We start from the raw sequence: 13,741 nt of genomic DNA on the forward strand, positions 1-13,741 counted from the left end.
TAGCCAGTTCTTGTTTCAATCTTTTTTCTCAGAATCTTCATTTTGGGGTATTGGATCGATAGAACTTGAGTGTTCCTTATTTGTTGCATTATTAATAAAGTAGAAAAGTAAAATACCGACGATACCTAATGAAATAACAAAGCCTATTGTTGTAATGAGCATTAAACTCATGAGTTAACCTCCCTTTTCATTCGAACGATATCATTTGCATAAAAGATTTAATGGAGAAGAGAGAACTTCGTATATGTGTAAAAATAAGGCTATTTAATATAAATATATGCTTTAAGATGATTTATTTTGACAATAAAAAAAAGGGATTATTGCTACAAGGAATGAATTAATCATGTATATATTGCTACCGTAATTAATCTGGAGGGATAAACGATGAAATGGAAAACAGCAGATATTTGTGACGAATTCGGAATGGATTTAGAAGTGTGTCAGCAGGAGTTTCATTCATATGGAGGTAAGAAACAATTTTTCGGCCCGATTTCGGCAGTTAGAGTATTTGAAGATAATGTGTTAGTCGAGGAATCTCTCGAAACGATACCAGAAGGAAATGTACTCATTGTCGATGGGGGAGGATCGAAAAGATGTGCTTTGCTGGGAGATCGCCTAGGTGAAATCGCCGTACGTAGAAAGCTTGCAGGTGTAATCATCAATGGTTGTGTAAGAGACACAGCTGACTTGGCTCAACTTGATGTGGGTATTCTAGCAATTGGAAGCAATCCATTAAGAAGCAAAAAGGATGGAAAAGGTGACTTAGGCATTACAGTGACATTCGGGGGAATTGATTGGAGCCCAGGAGATTATGTATATGCAGATGAAGATGGAGTAGTTGTGAGTCCTAAAAGTCTTCTCTAAACATTCTAATGTTGATTAAGGAAAACTGAATCCGTAAGCCTTCTGCAGATGAAATTTTCTAATCAGGTGGGGGAGAATCCCACCTGATTCCTAAATGTTTCAGCTGGCTGAAACATTTAGGCGGTGTAGTGTTTTTACAAGTTAATTTACACTTTGTACGAGCACTCTAATTCATTTCCTTTTTAAGAATTTCTTCTGGAAGCATCTTGGAAGCTCCAGGAACGAATCTAGGTTCATAATCAATTTCATCTGAGGAAAATATTCGGATAATCATTTGTCCCCCAATCGCATTCGCCCGAATTAGTAATGGAAAGCTATATTTATTTTTAAAGCTGAAATCCGGTCCGTACCAGCTTACTGTTGCATCCCGGCCAGGAGGAACGTACGGAACCTTTTTGGAGTGGGAATAACGCTCAATCATGACTAGACCAGCGCGATCAGCTGCATTAAATAAGGTGGAGGAAACTTGGCAAATTCCTCCTCCTATATCTTCTGCTAATTCCCCTCTTACAATAACAGGTGCTCGCATATATCCCCGTTCCTTCGTTCTTTTTCCGACAATCCGATTAAATGAAAAGGTTTCACCTGGGAATAGTACATAGTTATTAATCTCTTCGGCTGCTAAAGAAATATTATGAGAACGTGCTTTATTATTCTCGTTATAATAAGTGACATATCGACCAATTTGTTTAACTCGAATATGCAGCAGCAGATCCCGATCAACACGTGGGTGAATTGGAAGAGTAGGAACCTCAATGGTAGAAGGATTAGAGTTATAAAAATATGTATAAAATAAATCGTTAAAAGCTCTTCGATGAAGTCTGCTGCCTAATTGTTCCTCAATTACCCTGCCTGTATGATCAATAAAAGCATTTCTTGGCGGTTTATATGTCAGTTTGTCGATTTTATCAAGGAGCTCATTATAATTTGATAAATCTATTAATGGAATACCAGGCTGTGGAATTAAATAGTCTGACCGATTGATAATGGTTACAACTTCCCCTTTGCTTTCAATCAATAAGTCATTCTGTGCGTAACTTGGTTGAATAAATAGCAGAAGTCCGCAAAGCCACTTAAAATTCATATTCTCCTTCACACCTCCTATCTCTAGTATGGATAAGTCATTACATTTCATGTAAATGATCTTTTGAATCTCATTTAGCTAACTGCTTTACTGCTTCAAAAATGATCTCCCACTTCCGACCACTCTTTTGCTACGTCTCAGGTCCTAGCTAAAAATAAAGCTCAAGCTCGTTATTGAACTTAAGAAATAAAGGTAAGATGTAATCAAGAAAGGAGGAAACGAAAATGAAAAAATTCGGTTTACTTTTAGCAGGAGGGATTGCAGCGATTGTGCTGTTGTCAAATTTAGGACCGATGATCGGTCTAGCAATTAGCATCGCGATTTTATATATCGTGTTTAAACAATTTGTTAAAACAGATTCAACACTCATGAAGATTGGCTGGGGAATTATTGGATTAATGGCACTGATGGCATCTGCTTCTAATATCCCGGCAATACTTGGAATTGCAGCAGCATATGTCCTTTACCTTGTATATAAAAAATGGAATAAATCAAAAACAGCAGTAATAGTAGAAGAAAAAGACCCATTCGCCAATTTTGAAAAGCAATGGGCAGAATTAAAAAAGAACTAAATCTATAAATATTTTAAAGGAGAGATAACAAATGACAAACTTATTTACTCGAATTAAAAATACAGTATTAGCAGATATCAATGAAGTATTGGAACAAAAGGAGAAGAAAAATCCAATTGCATTGTTAAACCAATATCTCCGTGAGTGCGAGCTAGAGACTGAAAAAGTCCGTAAGCTGTTAGAGCGTCAATATTCTTTAAAAGAAGAGTTCAATCGTGAATACCGTCAAGCTGAGGAATTAGCTGGAAAACGAAAGCGTCAAGCGGAAATCGCTTCACAAGCTGGAGAAAATGAATTGTACTTATTTGCTTCCCAGGAGCAAGCAAATTATGAAGATCGTGCGGCTCGCTTAAAGGATGCACTAAATCAGGCTATTCAGCAGCTTGCTGATCTAGAAAGAAAATATGAAGAAATGAAGCATAAGCTGAAAGACATGCATATTCGTCGTATGGAATTAATGGGAAGAGAAAATATGACTCGTGCCGAAGTGAAAATGAATCAAGTGCTTAATAATGACACTTATTCAAATCAATCATACTCTCGCTTCCAAGAAATTGAATCCTATTTAGATCGATTAGAGCATCAAGTAAATAGCTCTTACCATAGAAGCACAATTGATGCCCGTATTTCACAAATAGAAAAAGATATGAAAAATAAAGAAACTCATTCTATTTCATAGGGAAAACATGGTATTCTAAAAAGGCGTAGGACAACTACGCCTTTTCGGAGCTATTAGAAAGTATTCATTTTTTGAGTTCCAGAAGGGAGGAAGCCCGATGAAAAATAGAATAAAAAGCGAATACATTAGTTGGATTTTATTACTGGGAATTATCGTCCTTTTCTTAGAATTTTCCTTTTTTAACCGGGGATTAATTTTCTCCCTTCTTGTTGACGTCGGGATGATTTACTTTGGTAGGAAATGGAAAAAACGTTCATTAGGAAAAATTTTGTTTTGGCTCGGTATCTTTTTATTGATCATTAGTATTTTTAGTATGATAACAATCAAATTTTTCCTGCTTGCTATCTTAATCCATTTCTTTATCCAATTTGTCCAGGCGAAGAAAAAACCTGATCATATTAAGCCAGTTATAATGGAGCCAAGTATAAAACTAGAAAAAGAGACAGTCATAAAGAAAAAACCTCTCTTTTCTAACCACTTTTTTGGGCAGCAAAAAACACCTGATCATGTATATGAGTGGAACGATGTCAATATTCAAACAGGAATCGGGGATACGATAATTGACTTAAGTTATACGGTTCTTCCTAAAGGAGAAACGGTTATTTTTATCCGAAATTTAATAGGAAATGTTCAAGTTCTTGTTCCATATGATATCGAAATTAGTGTTATGCACTCTGTAATTGCGGGCTCAACTGAAGTATTTGAAAACCAAGAATCGAAAATAATTAACCAAACAATACAGGTACAAACTCCTCTGTATGATCAAGCAGAACAACGCATCAAAATCTTCACTTCAATCATTGTTGGCGATTTAGAGGTGAAGCGAGTATGAATACTGTTCAGCGGCAAACCGTTTGGGGAGTAATCATGTCCATCATAATTTGTGCAATCTTTATTGCTTCTTTTCTGTTTCGCTTTCCTCTTATAGATTGGGGAGTGTTATGGGAAACAGATGTCATGGATATCCCATTTATCATATTTGTTCCAAGTGTAAGTATAGTCATTGGTATCCTCTTTGGCCTAGCATCAGGATTATATTGGAGAAAGCAGATCCATGAAGTAGATAACTGGCTCTATCAAATTGAAGAGGGGCGCCCAGTTGATTTAAAAGATATGAATGCTTCTGGTGATCTCGAGTCTATTGTACACAGAATAGAAAAAATCCAAAAACAAATTGCTGAGCAGGCAAAATTATCACAAAAGCTAGCTACTGAAAAAGCAGAGGATATTGAGAATCGAATGCAGGAAATTATTTCACAAGAAAGAAATCGCTTAGCAAGGGAACTACATGATTCTGTCAGTCAGCAGCTATTCGCGGCATCCATGCTGATGTCTGCCATTAATGAAACAAAACCTCAGACAGATGAGAGGGAAACGAAGCAATTAAAAATGGTAGAGGAAATGATTCACCAATCTCAGCTCGAAATGAGAGCGCTTCTCCTTCATTTAAGGCCTGTTGCGTTAAAAGGAAAATCACTTCATGAAGGAATAAAAGAATTACTGATTGAATTGTCTCAAAAAGTAAATATGGAAATAAAATGGAAAATAGAGGAGTTCCCTCTTGACAAAGGAATCGAGGATCATTTATTCCGAATACTTCAAGAAGCTGTTTCCAATACCCTTCGTCACGCAAAATCAACGATGCTTGAAGTCTTGCTGATTCAGAGAGACGAATTCGTTATTTTACGTATGGTTGATGATGGTATTGGTTTTGATGTAGATGAAGCAAAAGCTGGATCCTATGGGCTTCAAAATATGTATGAAAGAGCAGTTGAAGTTGGAGGAACAATCAAAATTATTAGTTTGAAAAATAACGGAACACGCCTTGAAGTAAAGGTTCCTATTATGAAGCAAGAGGGTGAAGCCAATGATTAAAGTATTATTTGTTGATGACCATGAAATGGTGAGAATTGGGGTTTCTTCTTACTTGTCTGCACAGCCGGATATTGAAGTGATCGGTGAGGCAGACAATGGAAGAACAGCGATTGATCTAGCTTTGAGCTTACGTCCTGATATTATCTTAATGGACTTAGTCATGAAGGAAATGGACGGAATTGAGGCAACAAGGAATATCATTGAACAATGGCCAGAAGCAAAAATTATTATTGTTACAAGCTTTCTTGATGATGAAAAGGTATATCCAGCATTAGAAGCGGGAGCAACAAGCTATATGCTGAAAACCTCAAAAGCTAGCGAAATAGCTGATGCTGTCCGTTCTACATATCGAGGGCAATCTGTCCTTGAACCAGAAGTGACTGGCAAAATGATGGTGAAGATGAGACAGAAAAAACAGCAGCTTCCCCATGAAGAGCTTACCGATAGGGAAATGGAAATTCTCCTTCTAATGACTGAAGGGAAAACAAACCAGGAAATTGCGGATGAATTGTTTATTGCCCTAAAAACGGTTAAAACGCATGTAAGCAATATCTTAAGCAAACTGCAAGTTCAAGACCGTACTCAGGCTGTTATCTATGCTTTTAAGCATTCTTTGGTAGACAATGACTAAAGCGAGCTAAACGAGCGGTGTCTGAAGCCGCTCGTGGGCACTTTTAATGATGTATGGACTGTACAAAAATACCGTCTTCTTCTAGCCATTCGGCTAAAAAGACATCTTCATAATGCGTAACACCCTTAGAAATAAGTTGATTTTTTAACCAAGATTCGTCAAAGCCAAGTTCCTTTAATTCGTCCCATAAGACGACTCCATCGCGAATAAGTGTTATAGGCATGTAAACGGTTTGAGCGGGGAAATTAAAATTCTCCTGTTTTGTTTTTTGATATCGTGATTTTTTTAGGATGCTGAGTGATCCATTTCCCTCTAAATAGCAAAAAGCAACCTCCCTAATCGAAAAAGTCTCGCTTTCACGGAGCAAGCCTTGAAGCTGATTTAAATTCAATCTCCCTTTCTTCAATCCTTCTATATCAATAACCCCATTTTTGATAAGTGCAATTGGTTTTCCATGAGTAAGTCCACGGAAAAATAAAAATTTTCGATCAAGGTATTCCACTGTAAGTAGCATAGCCCCCCATAAGCTCATTGAATATAGAATATAAAAAACACCGATTCTTTCCTCATACATCGCATTTCCAAGCATTTCGCTTAAGACGATTGATGTAATAAATGTAAAAGGCGAAATTTGATTTATTATTTTTCGGCCAACAATCTTCACGATGATATACAAAAAAATGAAGGCAACAACAAGGTCAATCGTTATATGTTTTAAGCTCAATTCTCTAAGGCTCCTATCTAATGTAATAAAAACAAAAAGAACTAAACCCTTTTTTCCTCAGATTAACGGGCTGGATTTCCCCAACTGATTAAAGTTCCACTTTATTAGTAATGAACTTTTCCGTTAAAAATATGAGTGTAATAACTTTTTCTTCAAAGTTTTTCTAATTCGAAAAGAAAAACAATTAAATATTTTATGGACTTGTCTCATATCTTATACAGAATACGAACTCGGCAATTTGCCGTGCAAACTAGGCTTATGTATAAGGAGAGGCAAAATGAATAAATTTTTCAGGGGAACATTATTGCTGGCTGCTGCTGCCTTTGCTGGTGAATGCATTGAATTTTTGGTGAATATGGTTTTGGCAAGGGAATTAGGGGAAAGAGGACTAGGCATGTACATGTCCATTTTGCCGACTATTTTTTTAATTGTTCTGCTAGCAAGCTTTGAACTGCCAATCGCTATTTCAAAATTTATAGCTGAAAAGGATAAAAAATACCATTACAGCATGCTTAACCATGTTATTAAATTGACCATCATTTTCACAGCAATACTACTGCCGCTGGCGATCATGATTATCCCGTTTATTTCTGTATTTAATCAGTATCACCCATTTCTCAGATGGGTTGTAATTGCCTTTATTCCAATTGTTTCTTTTTCCTCCATAACAAGAGGGTTTTTTATGGGGAAACAGCAGATGGGGAAAATAGCTACTTATAATTTTGTAAGGAAGATTGTTCAGCTTATATTATTAGTGTTTCTCTATCAATTCTTTCAATTTGATACAGAAACTGCGGTTTTTATCGCATTTTGTACATTTATTGGCAGTGAGGTTGTCGTCTTCTTGTACCTCTTACACATGTTTATTATCCAATTCCAGCAGGTGAAAAGGGAACCGAGTGTAAGAATGAGCAGTGGAGCAGTGTGGAAAAGTTTAATGGCTGTTTCCATTCCAACTACTGCCTTAAGAGTATTTCATGCCTTGACACATGCGGTCGAGCCATTTCTTATAAAAGCAGCTTTATTAAAAGCTGGTGTTAGTGGTATTGTGGCAACGGAGCATTTTGGCATGCTTGCAGGTATTGCGATGACGATTGGCTTTTTCCCTGCTTTTATTGCACATTCTTTTTTAATTATGCTTATCCCAACTGTTTCAGAAGCCTATGCGGAGAAAAATAAAGAAAAGCTTCAAATCCTTCTCCAGCAAGTATGCGGTATTACATTCATATACGGAATACCAGCAGTCACTTTTTTTTATTTATTTGCTGAGCCTATAACAGTGAACTTTTTCCGTTCATCTGATGCAGCCATTTACTTGCAAATGCTCTGGCCATTCTTCCTGCTTCATTATTTCATTATTCCAATGCAAGCTTTTTTAATCGGACTAGGATTAATGAAAGAGGCATTCTATCATTTCGTTTGGTCAACGGTTGTTTCCTTTGCTGTTATGTTTGTTCTTGGTTCCATGCAAAGCCTTCAAATGGATGGAATCATTATAGGTATGAATGCTGGAGCTGTCGTCTTATTCCTCATGCACTATTTAACCATATGTAAAAAAATTGGAGTGAGCATGCTGCTTGCTCCAGTAAAGGAATTTCACTAGGGAAGCCTTTTTTTAACAAAAAGTGTAGGGAAGAACATAAGAAATTCGTCTATTAATATGAGAAACAATTTTTTATTTATTGGTTGTGTTAAAGCTCAGTAGTGAAAATGCAATTTTGTTGTTGATTGGAGCGGCAGGCGCGAGATCCTCGAAAATGCATTCGCATTTCCTTCGTGCGGTGTTTATTCGGGGAAGATTATTCAAAGTCCTGCGGGAGAAGCGAGTCAAAGGGAGACCCCGCAGGAGCGCTCTTCGACGAGGAGGCTCCCGGACCGCCCGCGATCGCTAAGTGCCTGCAGCGGAAATCAACATAGAGCTTATTTTATCGCAGATTAACGGGCAGTAAGACCCTCACTTCAAGGATTCGCGTATGCAAAGAAGAGTAAGTGGGGGATCAACTGCCCGTAAATGCCCGACGACGGACACGATGTCCTAGTCAGGCGAAAGCCACAGGACGTGGCGTTTTGAGCGTGATTGGTTCAACTAACCATCAGTGGGGGATGAAGAAAAACCCCCACTGATGGAAGTTTCACTTTATTTGTAAATAAGGAGTAATTTGAAATGAAACCCCGTGTGAAGTTAGATTCAAAGCAAGCGATAGAGCAATATTTCGAGGAATGTATTATAGAGCATGGCCGCTCTTTATTAAATTATATTTATACATTAGTAAAGCATAAGGAACTTGCTGAAGATCTTTATCAGGAAGTATTAATATCGGCATTCATCGCATTACCATCCTTTGAAGAAAGAGCAAACGTCAAGAGCTGGTTATTTACAATTGCGATGAACAAATGCCGTGATTACTGGAGAAAAGAAAAATCCGCAAAAGTTTTTTGGGAAGAGAAGGTTTATATGTATGTGAATGACACGAAAAGTGTTCACCTACCAGAGGAATCGGTTATTGATCAATGCAACCAGAGAGAAATGAAAGACAAGTTGAAAAAGCTTCCGAAAATGTATCGTGATCCCTTATTATTATTTTATTATCATCAGCAGACATTAATGGAAATAAGCAATACGACTAAATTGCCGCTTTCAACAGTAAAAACACGGATGAAAAGAGCAAAAGATCGGCTTCGTCCAAAGGTAGAAGAACTTGTTGTTACTGTATAAAAATAAAGAGCAGCCAAGAAGGCTGCTCTTAAAAATAATTACATATTTTTATTTATCGCAGATTAACGGGCAGTAAGACCCCCACTTCAAGGTTGGAGAGAATTAAAGAAACCTAAGTGGGGGATCAACTGCCCGTAAAGGCCCGATTGGTTCAACTAACCATCAGTGGGGGATGAAAGAAAACCCCCACTGATGGAAGTTTCACTTTATCCCATATGTATTGACTCTATTTTCACTATCTATTTTTCTTTTTTTTCTGATTTCTGCTCGTTCTTTTGCAGAATTAAATAAGCTTTTCTCTTCTTCTGTCTGAGGAATGACTGCAGGAACTTGTGTTGGTTTCCCATCTTCTTCAACAGCTACCATTGTTAGAAAGGACATGGCACATACATTGCTTTCGCCAGTAAGTAAATTTTCCGCCATCACTTTCACAAAAACCTCCATAGAAGTTCTTCCTGTAAATGTAACAAATGCTTCTAAGCAAACGGCATCTCCTTCATGAATAGGATGCAGGAAATCAACTGAATCAGTGGAAGCCGTTACGACACTTTTTCTGGCATGTCGCATCGCTGATATCGCCGCCACATCGTCAATGTAAGCCATTAGCTTTCCACCAAATAATGTCCCATAAGTATTCGTATCTGGCGGCAGAACGATACTTGTTTTAACGACAAATGACTCTTTACAATATTTTGATTCTTGCATATTGGCCTCCCAAATCTTCTCGTATTTAAATTAATCATAACAAAGTAATATTAAAATTGATTAAAGATTTTTTTGAAAATGATAAAAATATTGCAAAATGAAATTATAAGCTTTACAATTTAATTGACCGGTGTTCAAAATGAAAGGTGATTGAAATGACTCCTAGAAAACTTGCTAAAGATGAATTGACAAAGGATGCTATTATTGATGTAGCTCGTGATCTGTTTGTAACGGAAGGGTATCGTTCTACTTCCATGAGGAAAATTGCACAAACCCTGAAATGCAGTCACGGTGCCATTTACTATCATTTCAAAAATAAAGCAGAGCTATTTTATGAAATAGTGGAAGCGGACTTCAAAAGGCTTGATCAAGAACTAGATGACGTAATGGCTGATATGGCCTCCTCAAATGATGAAAAAATCTATGCTATTTTGTATGGCTTTATTAGATTTGGTCTGACTCACCAAAAGCATTATGAAGTGATGTTCTTGATTCGTGATGAAGAGCTTCAATGCAAAGTTGAAGACAAACCAAATAAAAGCTATGACAAATTTGCTCAGACTATTGCCAGCTTGAGCGCTAAAGAGCTTTCGCCAAATGAAATTTGGTCTCTATTTATAAGTATGCACGGCTTTGTGTCCCATTATTGCAGATCAGATATAAAATTTGATGATGTGAAGAATCTTGCTTCATCACATGCACACTTTTTAATTAAGGCAATTAATTAAAGAAACACAAGTTATAGTTAGTAAAAGAGTTCAACTTGATTTCATATGCTTAGTGAATTTTACTTTCAGATAGGACTTGGCAAACGCCAAGTTTTTAAAAACACATATTTGAACAGTGGTTAATTAATTATAAAAGGAGATTGATAATATGAAAACAGCCGCAGTATTAGGTGCAACAGGTGGAATGGGAAATGCATTAACAGAGGCATTGATTGAAAGGAATATTAAACCGATCGCATTTGCGAGGTCTAAAGAAAACTTAATTAATAAGCAAATGGAATGGGGATTATCAAAGGAAGATATTATGGAGGGGGATGCTTTGAATCAACAGGATGTAGCTCAGGTTGTATCAAAAGCGGACGTCGTATTTCACACGATGAATATTCCATATCAAGATTGGGAGCCGAATCTTTCTACTATACTTTCTAATGTTCTAGAAGAATGCCGAAAGCAAAACAAACCATTTGTTTACGTAGATAATATTTATTCTTATGGATTACAAGATTCCAAAGTAACAGAAACAGCTAGGAAAAATCCACATACAAAGAAGGGAAAGCTAAGACAAAGGCTGCTTGATCAAATTGGACGTTCGAATATTCCCTATATCATCGCTCATTTTCCAGATTTTTATGGTCCACATACTGGAAATACCCAATTGCACTATACACTTGAACAAATCGTAAATAAAAAGTCCGGTAGATTTGTTGGTAAAACTGATATTCAAAGGGAGTTTATTTATATAAAGGATGGAGCTCGTGCATTAGTAGATTTAGCATTGAAGGAAGAGGCATACGGGGAAGTCTGGAATATTCCAGGGGCTGGAACCATTACAGGAAAGGAAATAGAGCGGATTGCGTCTTCTTACTTGGAAAAGGAAATCGCACTAAAGCCTGTCCATAAGTGGATGATTCAAGCAATGGGACTATTCAATCCGTTTATGAAAGAGTATGTAGAGATGATGTATTTAAATGAAACTCCAGTCATTTTAGATGGAAGCAAATATGAAAAAATCATTGGGCCTGTTCCAAAAACGCCATATGAGGAAGGAATTAGAGAAACATTAAAATTCATTATGGAAAATAAGAAAGTTTCGTCATAATAATTTGAAGTAAAATGTAAAATATGTAAATTATATATAAGAAAAAGACTACAATCAGATTCTTGTATAATCCAAACTCCTTACTTTTGAAAAGGTCTGTCTAGGAGTATATATTTAATTTTTAGGATTGTAGTTTAAATTTTCAAACTCTTCTGTTTGTTTTGGTAAAATAGATTTGAAGTAAAACTAAAAATGAGGAGGGAAAGGATGAAAAAGATATGGAAAGCTAGTTTAGCCATTTTATTTAGCGCCCTACTGATCGTGGGGACATTCCCTTTTAGCACTCAAGCCAAAGGGAAAAAGCTTGAATACGATCGCTATAGCCAGGTTGCAGTTGGAAAGGACGGGATGGTAGCAACAGCACACCCATTAGCATCTGAAATAGGTGCTGATGTACTGAAAAAGGGTGGTAATGCGATTGATGCAGCTGTAGCCATTCAATTTGCGCTGAATGCTGTAGAGCCAATGATGTCCGGAATTGGCGGAGGCGGTTTTATGATGGTTTATGATGGTAAAACAAAGGAAACAACTATCATTAATAGTCGTGAAAGAGCCCCGCAAGGAGCAACCCCTAATATGTTTTTAGATAAAAACGGAAATCCCATTCCATTTGCTGAGCGTTCAACAGGAGGTACTGCAGTTGGGGTGCCAGGAACGCTAAAAGGGCTGGAAAAGGCATTGGAAAGATGGGGAACTCGTCCGATGCAGCAGTTAATTGACCCAGCTATTAAGCTTGCTGATAAAGGTTTTCCGATTGACTCTGTGTTAGCTGCAGCGATTTCCGATAATAAAGGAACGTTGTCGAAAACAGCAGCAAAAGATATTTTTCTTCCAGACGGCAAACCTTTGCTTGAAGGGGAAATACTTGTCCAAAAAGATTTAGCTAAGACCTTTAAACTGATTCGCTCAAAAGGGGCAGATGCCTTTTATAAGGGGCCGGTAGCTGAGGCACTCGCAAGTACTGTTCAAAAATATGGCGGTTCAATGACGACAGAGGATTTGAAAAAATATAAAGTAACGATTGACAAGCCAATTTGGGGCGACTATCAAGGGTATCAGATTGCTAGTATGCCGCCTCCAAGCTCTGGCGGGGTGTTCCTCCTGCAAATGCTTAAGATATTAGATGATTTTAACCTATCTCAATATCATGTAGGATCATGGCAAAAATATCATCTTCTTGCGGAGACAATGCATCTTGCATATGCTGACCGTGCCGCATTTGCAGGTGATCCAGAGTTTGTTAATGTACCATTGAATGGACTCTTGCATCCAGATTATATTAAAGAGCGTCAAAAGCTTATTAACTTAAAAAGTGTGAACATGAATCCAACGGAAGGGAACCCATGGAAATATGAATCCACTGCTGCAAATTATGAACAGAAAAAACAGCCAAATGATCGTAAATATGGAGAAACGACTCACTTCTCTGTTACAGACAGATGGGGAAATGTCGTTTCCTATACGACAACCATTGAGCAATTATTTGGTACCGGAATTGTAGTTCCAGGATATGGGGTTGTTTTGAATAATGAGTTGACTGACTTTGATGCTGTTCCTGGTGGAGCAAATGAAGTACAGCCGAATAAGCGTCCTTTAAGCAGTATGACGCCTACAATCGTGTTCAAGGATGGCAAGCCGGTTCTAACAGTTGGTTCTCCAGGTGGTGCAACGATCATCACATCTGTATTACAAACGATTCTTCATGCAATTGAGTATGATATGGAGCTGAAGGCAGCGGTTGAAGAGCCTAGAATCTATACAAATAACTTAAGCTCTTACCGTTATGAATCAGGTATCTCCAAAGATGTTATCGATAAGCTGAATTCAATGGGTCATAAATTTGGCACAAATCCTGTTACAATCGGAAATGTACAAAGTATTTTAATCGATCACAAAAATGGTACGTTCAAAGGAGTGGCAGATTCAAGCCGCAACGGAGCTGCTATTGGAGTAAATTTAAAAGGGAAGAAGAAATAATTGAAGTGGTAAGCGCCTCATAATATGGGGCGTTTTTTTGACCTTTTACGAACAGTGTCAGGCACTGTTCGTAAAAGGTCAATTCAT

Annotated in this window: 15 protein-coding genes; 11 read left to right on the plus strand and 4 right to left on the minus strand. The window is 37.4% G+C overall.

All coding sequences use genetic code 11. The annotated features are described in order from the left end of the window. Positions 1 to 15 precede the first annotated feature (15 nt). On the minus strand, positions 16 to 171 hold the full coding sequence (locus FSZ17_RS23290) for a hypothetical protein (protein ID WP_156416273.1): 156 nt from the start codon (positions 169 to 171) through the stop codon (positions 16 to 18). A gap of 213 nt (positions 172 to 384) precedes the next feature. Between FSZ17_RS23290 and rraA the strand changes: the two genes are divergently transcribed. Next, positions 385 to 864, plus strand: coding sequence for a ribonuclease E activity regulator RraA (gene rraA, locus FSZ17_RS05185; protein WP_057775954.1), 480 nt, complete (start codon positions 385 to 387; stop codon positions 862 to 864). A gap of 166 nt (positions 865 to 1,030) precedes the next feature. Here the strand turns inward: rraA and FSZ17_RS05190 are convergent, their stop codons facing one another. After that, on the minus strand, positions 1,031 to 1,948 hold the full coding sequence (locus FSZ17_RS05190) for a VanW family protein (RefSeq protein WP_057775953.1): 918 nt from the start codon (positions 1,946 to 1,948) through the stop codon (positions 1,031 to 1,033). A 224-nt stretch (positions 1,949 to 2,172) separates the two neighbouring features. Between FSZ17_RS05190 and FSZ17_RS05195 the strand changes: the two genes are divergently transcribed. The 5 genes from FSZ17_RS05195 to FSZ17_RS05215 all read left to right on the plus strand — a co-directional run bounded on the left by FSZ17_RS05195 (position 2,173) and on the right by FSZ17_RS05215 (position 5,705). Next, entirely contained in the window at positions 2,173 to 2,520 is a 348-nt protein-coding gene (locus FSZ17_RS05195) for a lmo0954 family membrane protein (protein ID WP_057775952.1), read from the plus strand. A gap of 31 nt (positions 2,521 to 2,551) precedes the next feature. Then, positions 2,552 to 3,199: a PspA/IM30 family protein gene (locus FSZ17_RS05200; RefSeq protein ID WP_057775951.1), complete on the plus strand. Its 648-nt coding sequence runs from the start codon at positions 2,552 to 2,554 to the stop codon at positions 3,197 to 3,199. Positions 3,200 to 3,296: 97 nt separating this feature from the next. After that, positions 3,297 to 4,031 (plus strand): cell wall-active antibiotics response protein LiaF, encoded by a 735-nt coding sequence (gene liaF, locus FSZ17_RS05205; RefSeq protein WP_057775950.1) that lies wholly within the window; start codon positions 3,297 to 3,299, stop codon positions 4,029 to 4,031. Beyond that, positions 4,028 to 5,074 carry a sensor histidine kinase gene (locus tag FSZ17_RS05210; protein WP_057775949.1) on the plus strand — a complete coding sequence of 349 codons (1,047 nt, stop codon included), beginning with the start codon at positions 4,028 to 4,030 and terminating at the stop codon, positions 5,072 to 5,074. The genes liaF and FSZ17_RS05210 overlap by 4 nt, the downstream gene beginning before the upstream one ends. Continuing rightward, a complete protein-coding gene (locus tag FSZ17_RS05215) occupies positions 5,067 to 5,705 on the plus strand; it encodes a response regulator transcription factor (protein WP_057775948.1) in 639 nt (212 codons plus the stop codon). The genes FSZ17_RS05210 and FSZ17_RS05215 overlap by 8 nt, the downstream gene beginning before the upstream one ends. Positions 5,706 to 5,748: 43 nt before the next feature. On the opposite strand, the gene FSZ17_RS05220 is transcribed toward FSZ17_RS05215, so the two are convergent. Beyond that, a complete protein-coding gene (locus FSZ17_RS05220; protein WP_057775947.1) occupies positions 5,749 to 6,429 on the minus strand; it encodes a DUF421 domain-containing protein in 681 nt (226 codons plus the stop codon). A gap of 277 nt (positions 6,430 to 6,706) precedes the next feature. Between FSZ17_RS05220 and FSZ17_RS05225 the strand changes: the two genes are divergently transcribed. Then, positions 6,707 to 8,032, plus strand: a complete 1,326-nt coding sequence (locus tag FSZ17_RS05225) for a polysaccharide biosynthesis protein (RefSeq protein ID WP_057775946.1) — start codon at positions 6,707 to 6,709, stop codon at positions 8,030 to 8,032. Positions 8,033 to 8,593: 561 nt separating this feature from the next. After that, on the plus strand, positions 8,594 to 9,145 hold the full coding sequence (locus FSZ17_RS05235) for an RNA polymerase sigma factor (protein WP_057775945.1): 552 nt from the start codon (positions 8,594 to 8,596) through the stop codon (positions 9,143 to 9,145). Between the two features lie 201 nt (positions 9,146 to 9,346). On the opposite strand, the gene FSZ17_RS05240 is transcribed toward FSZ17_RS05235, so the two are convergent. Then, on the minus strand, positions 9,347 to 9,850 hold the full coding sequence (locus FSZ17_RS05240; RefSeq protein WP_057775944.1) for an acyl-CoA thioesterase: 504 nt from the start codon (positions 9,848 to 9,850) through the stop codon (positions 9,347 to 9,349). Between the two features lie 155 nt (positions 9,851 to 10,005). On the opposite strand from FSZ17_RS05240, the gene FSZ17_RS05245 reads away from it, so the two are divergent. From FSZ17_RS05245 to ggt, 3 genes are all read left to right on the plus strand, one after another. Beyond that, complete coding sequence (locus tag FSZ17_RS05245; RefSeq protein WP_057775943.1) at positions 10,006 to 10,578, plus strand: TetR/AcrR family transcriptional regulator; 573 nt, start codon at positions 10,006 to 10,008, stop codon at positions 10,576 to 10,578. Between the two features lie 148 nt (positions 10,579 to 10,726). Continuing rightward, the gene (locus FSZ17_RS05250) at positions 10,727 to 11,677 is read left to right on the plus strand and encodes an NAD-dependent epimerase/dehydratase family protein (RefSeq protein WP_057775942.1); all 951 of its coding nucleotides are present in this window, start codon (positions 10,727 to 10,729) and stop codon (positions 11,675 to 11,677) included. Between the two features lie 207 nt (positions 11,678 to 11,884). Continuing rightward, positions 11,885 to 13,654 (plus strand): gamma-glutamyltransferase, encoded by a 1,770-nt coding sequence (ggt, locus tag FSZ17_RS05255; protein WP_057775941.1) that lies wholly within the window; start codon positions 11,885 to 11,887, stop codon positions 13,652 to 13,654. Positions 13,655 to 13,741 lie beyond the last annotated feature (87 nt).

Source organism: Cytobacillus dafuensis, assembly GCF_007995155.1.
Taxonomy (GTDB): domain Bacteria; phylum Bacillota; class Bacilli; order Bacillales; family Cytobacillaceae; genus Cytobacillus; species Cytobacillus dafuensis.

Excerpts from the sequence above, each read along its gene's own strand:
- FSZ17_RS23290 (WP_156416273.1), bottom strand. The coding sequence starts at position 171 with ATGAGTTTAATGCTCATTACAACAATAGGCTTTGTTATTTCATTAGGT.
- rraA (WP_057775954.1), top strand. The coding sequence starts at position 385 with ATGAAATGGAAAACAGCAGATATTTGTGACGAATTCGGAATGGATTTA.
- FSZ17_RS05190 (WP_057775953.1), bottom strand. The coding sequence starts at position 1,948 with ATGAATTTTAAGTGGCTTTGCGGACTTCTGCTATTTATTCAACCAAGT.
- FSZ17_RS05195 (WP_057775952.1), top strand. The coding sequence starts at position 2,173 with ATGAAAAAATTCGGTTTACTTTTAGCAGGAGGGATTGCAGCGATTGTG.
- FSZ17_RS05200 (WP_057775951.1), top strand. The coding sequence starts at position 2,552 with ATGACAAACTTATTTACTCGAATTAAAAATACAGTATTAGCAGATATC.
- liaF (WP_057775950.1), top strand. The coding sequence starts at position 3,297 with ATGAAAAATAGAATAAAAAGCGAATACATTAGTTGGATTTTATTACTG.
- FSZ17_RS05210 (WP_057775949.1), top strand. The coding sequence starts at position 4,028 with ATGAATACTGTTCAGCGGCAAACCGTTTGGGGAGTAATCATGTCCATC.
- FSZ17_RS05215 (WP_057775948.1), top strand. The coding sequence starts at position 5,067 with ATGATTAAAGTATTATTTGTTGATGACCATGAAATGGTGAGAATTGGG.
- FSZ17_RS05225 (WP_057775946.1), top strand. The coding sequence starts at position 6,707 with ATGAATAAATTTTTCAGGGGAACATTATTGCTGGCTGCTGCTGCCTTT.
- FSZ17_RS05235 (WP_057775945.1), top strand. The coding sequence starts at position 8,594 with ATGAAACCCCGTGTGAAGTTAGATTCAAAGCAAGCGATAGAGCAATAT.
- FSZ17_RS05240 (WP_057775944.1), bottom strand. The coding sequence starts at position 9,850 with ATGCAAGAATCAAAATATTGTAAAGAGTCATTTGTCGTTAAAACAAGT.
- FSZ17_RS05245 (WP_057775943.1), top strand. The coding sequence starts at position 10,006 with ATGACTCCTAGAAAACTTGCTAAAGATGAATTGACAAAGGATGCTATT.
- FSZ17_RS05250 (WP_057775942.1), top strand. The coding sequence starts at position 10,727 with ATGAAAACAGCCGCAGTATTAGGTGCAACAGGTGGAATGGGAAATGCA.
- ggt (WP_057775941.1), top strand. The coding sequence starts at position 11,885 with ATGAAAAAGATATGGAAAGCTAGTTTAGCCATTTTATTTAGCGCCCTA.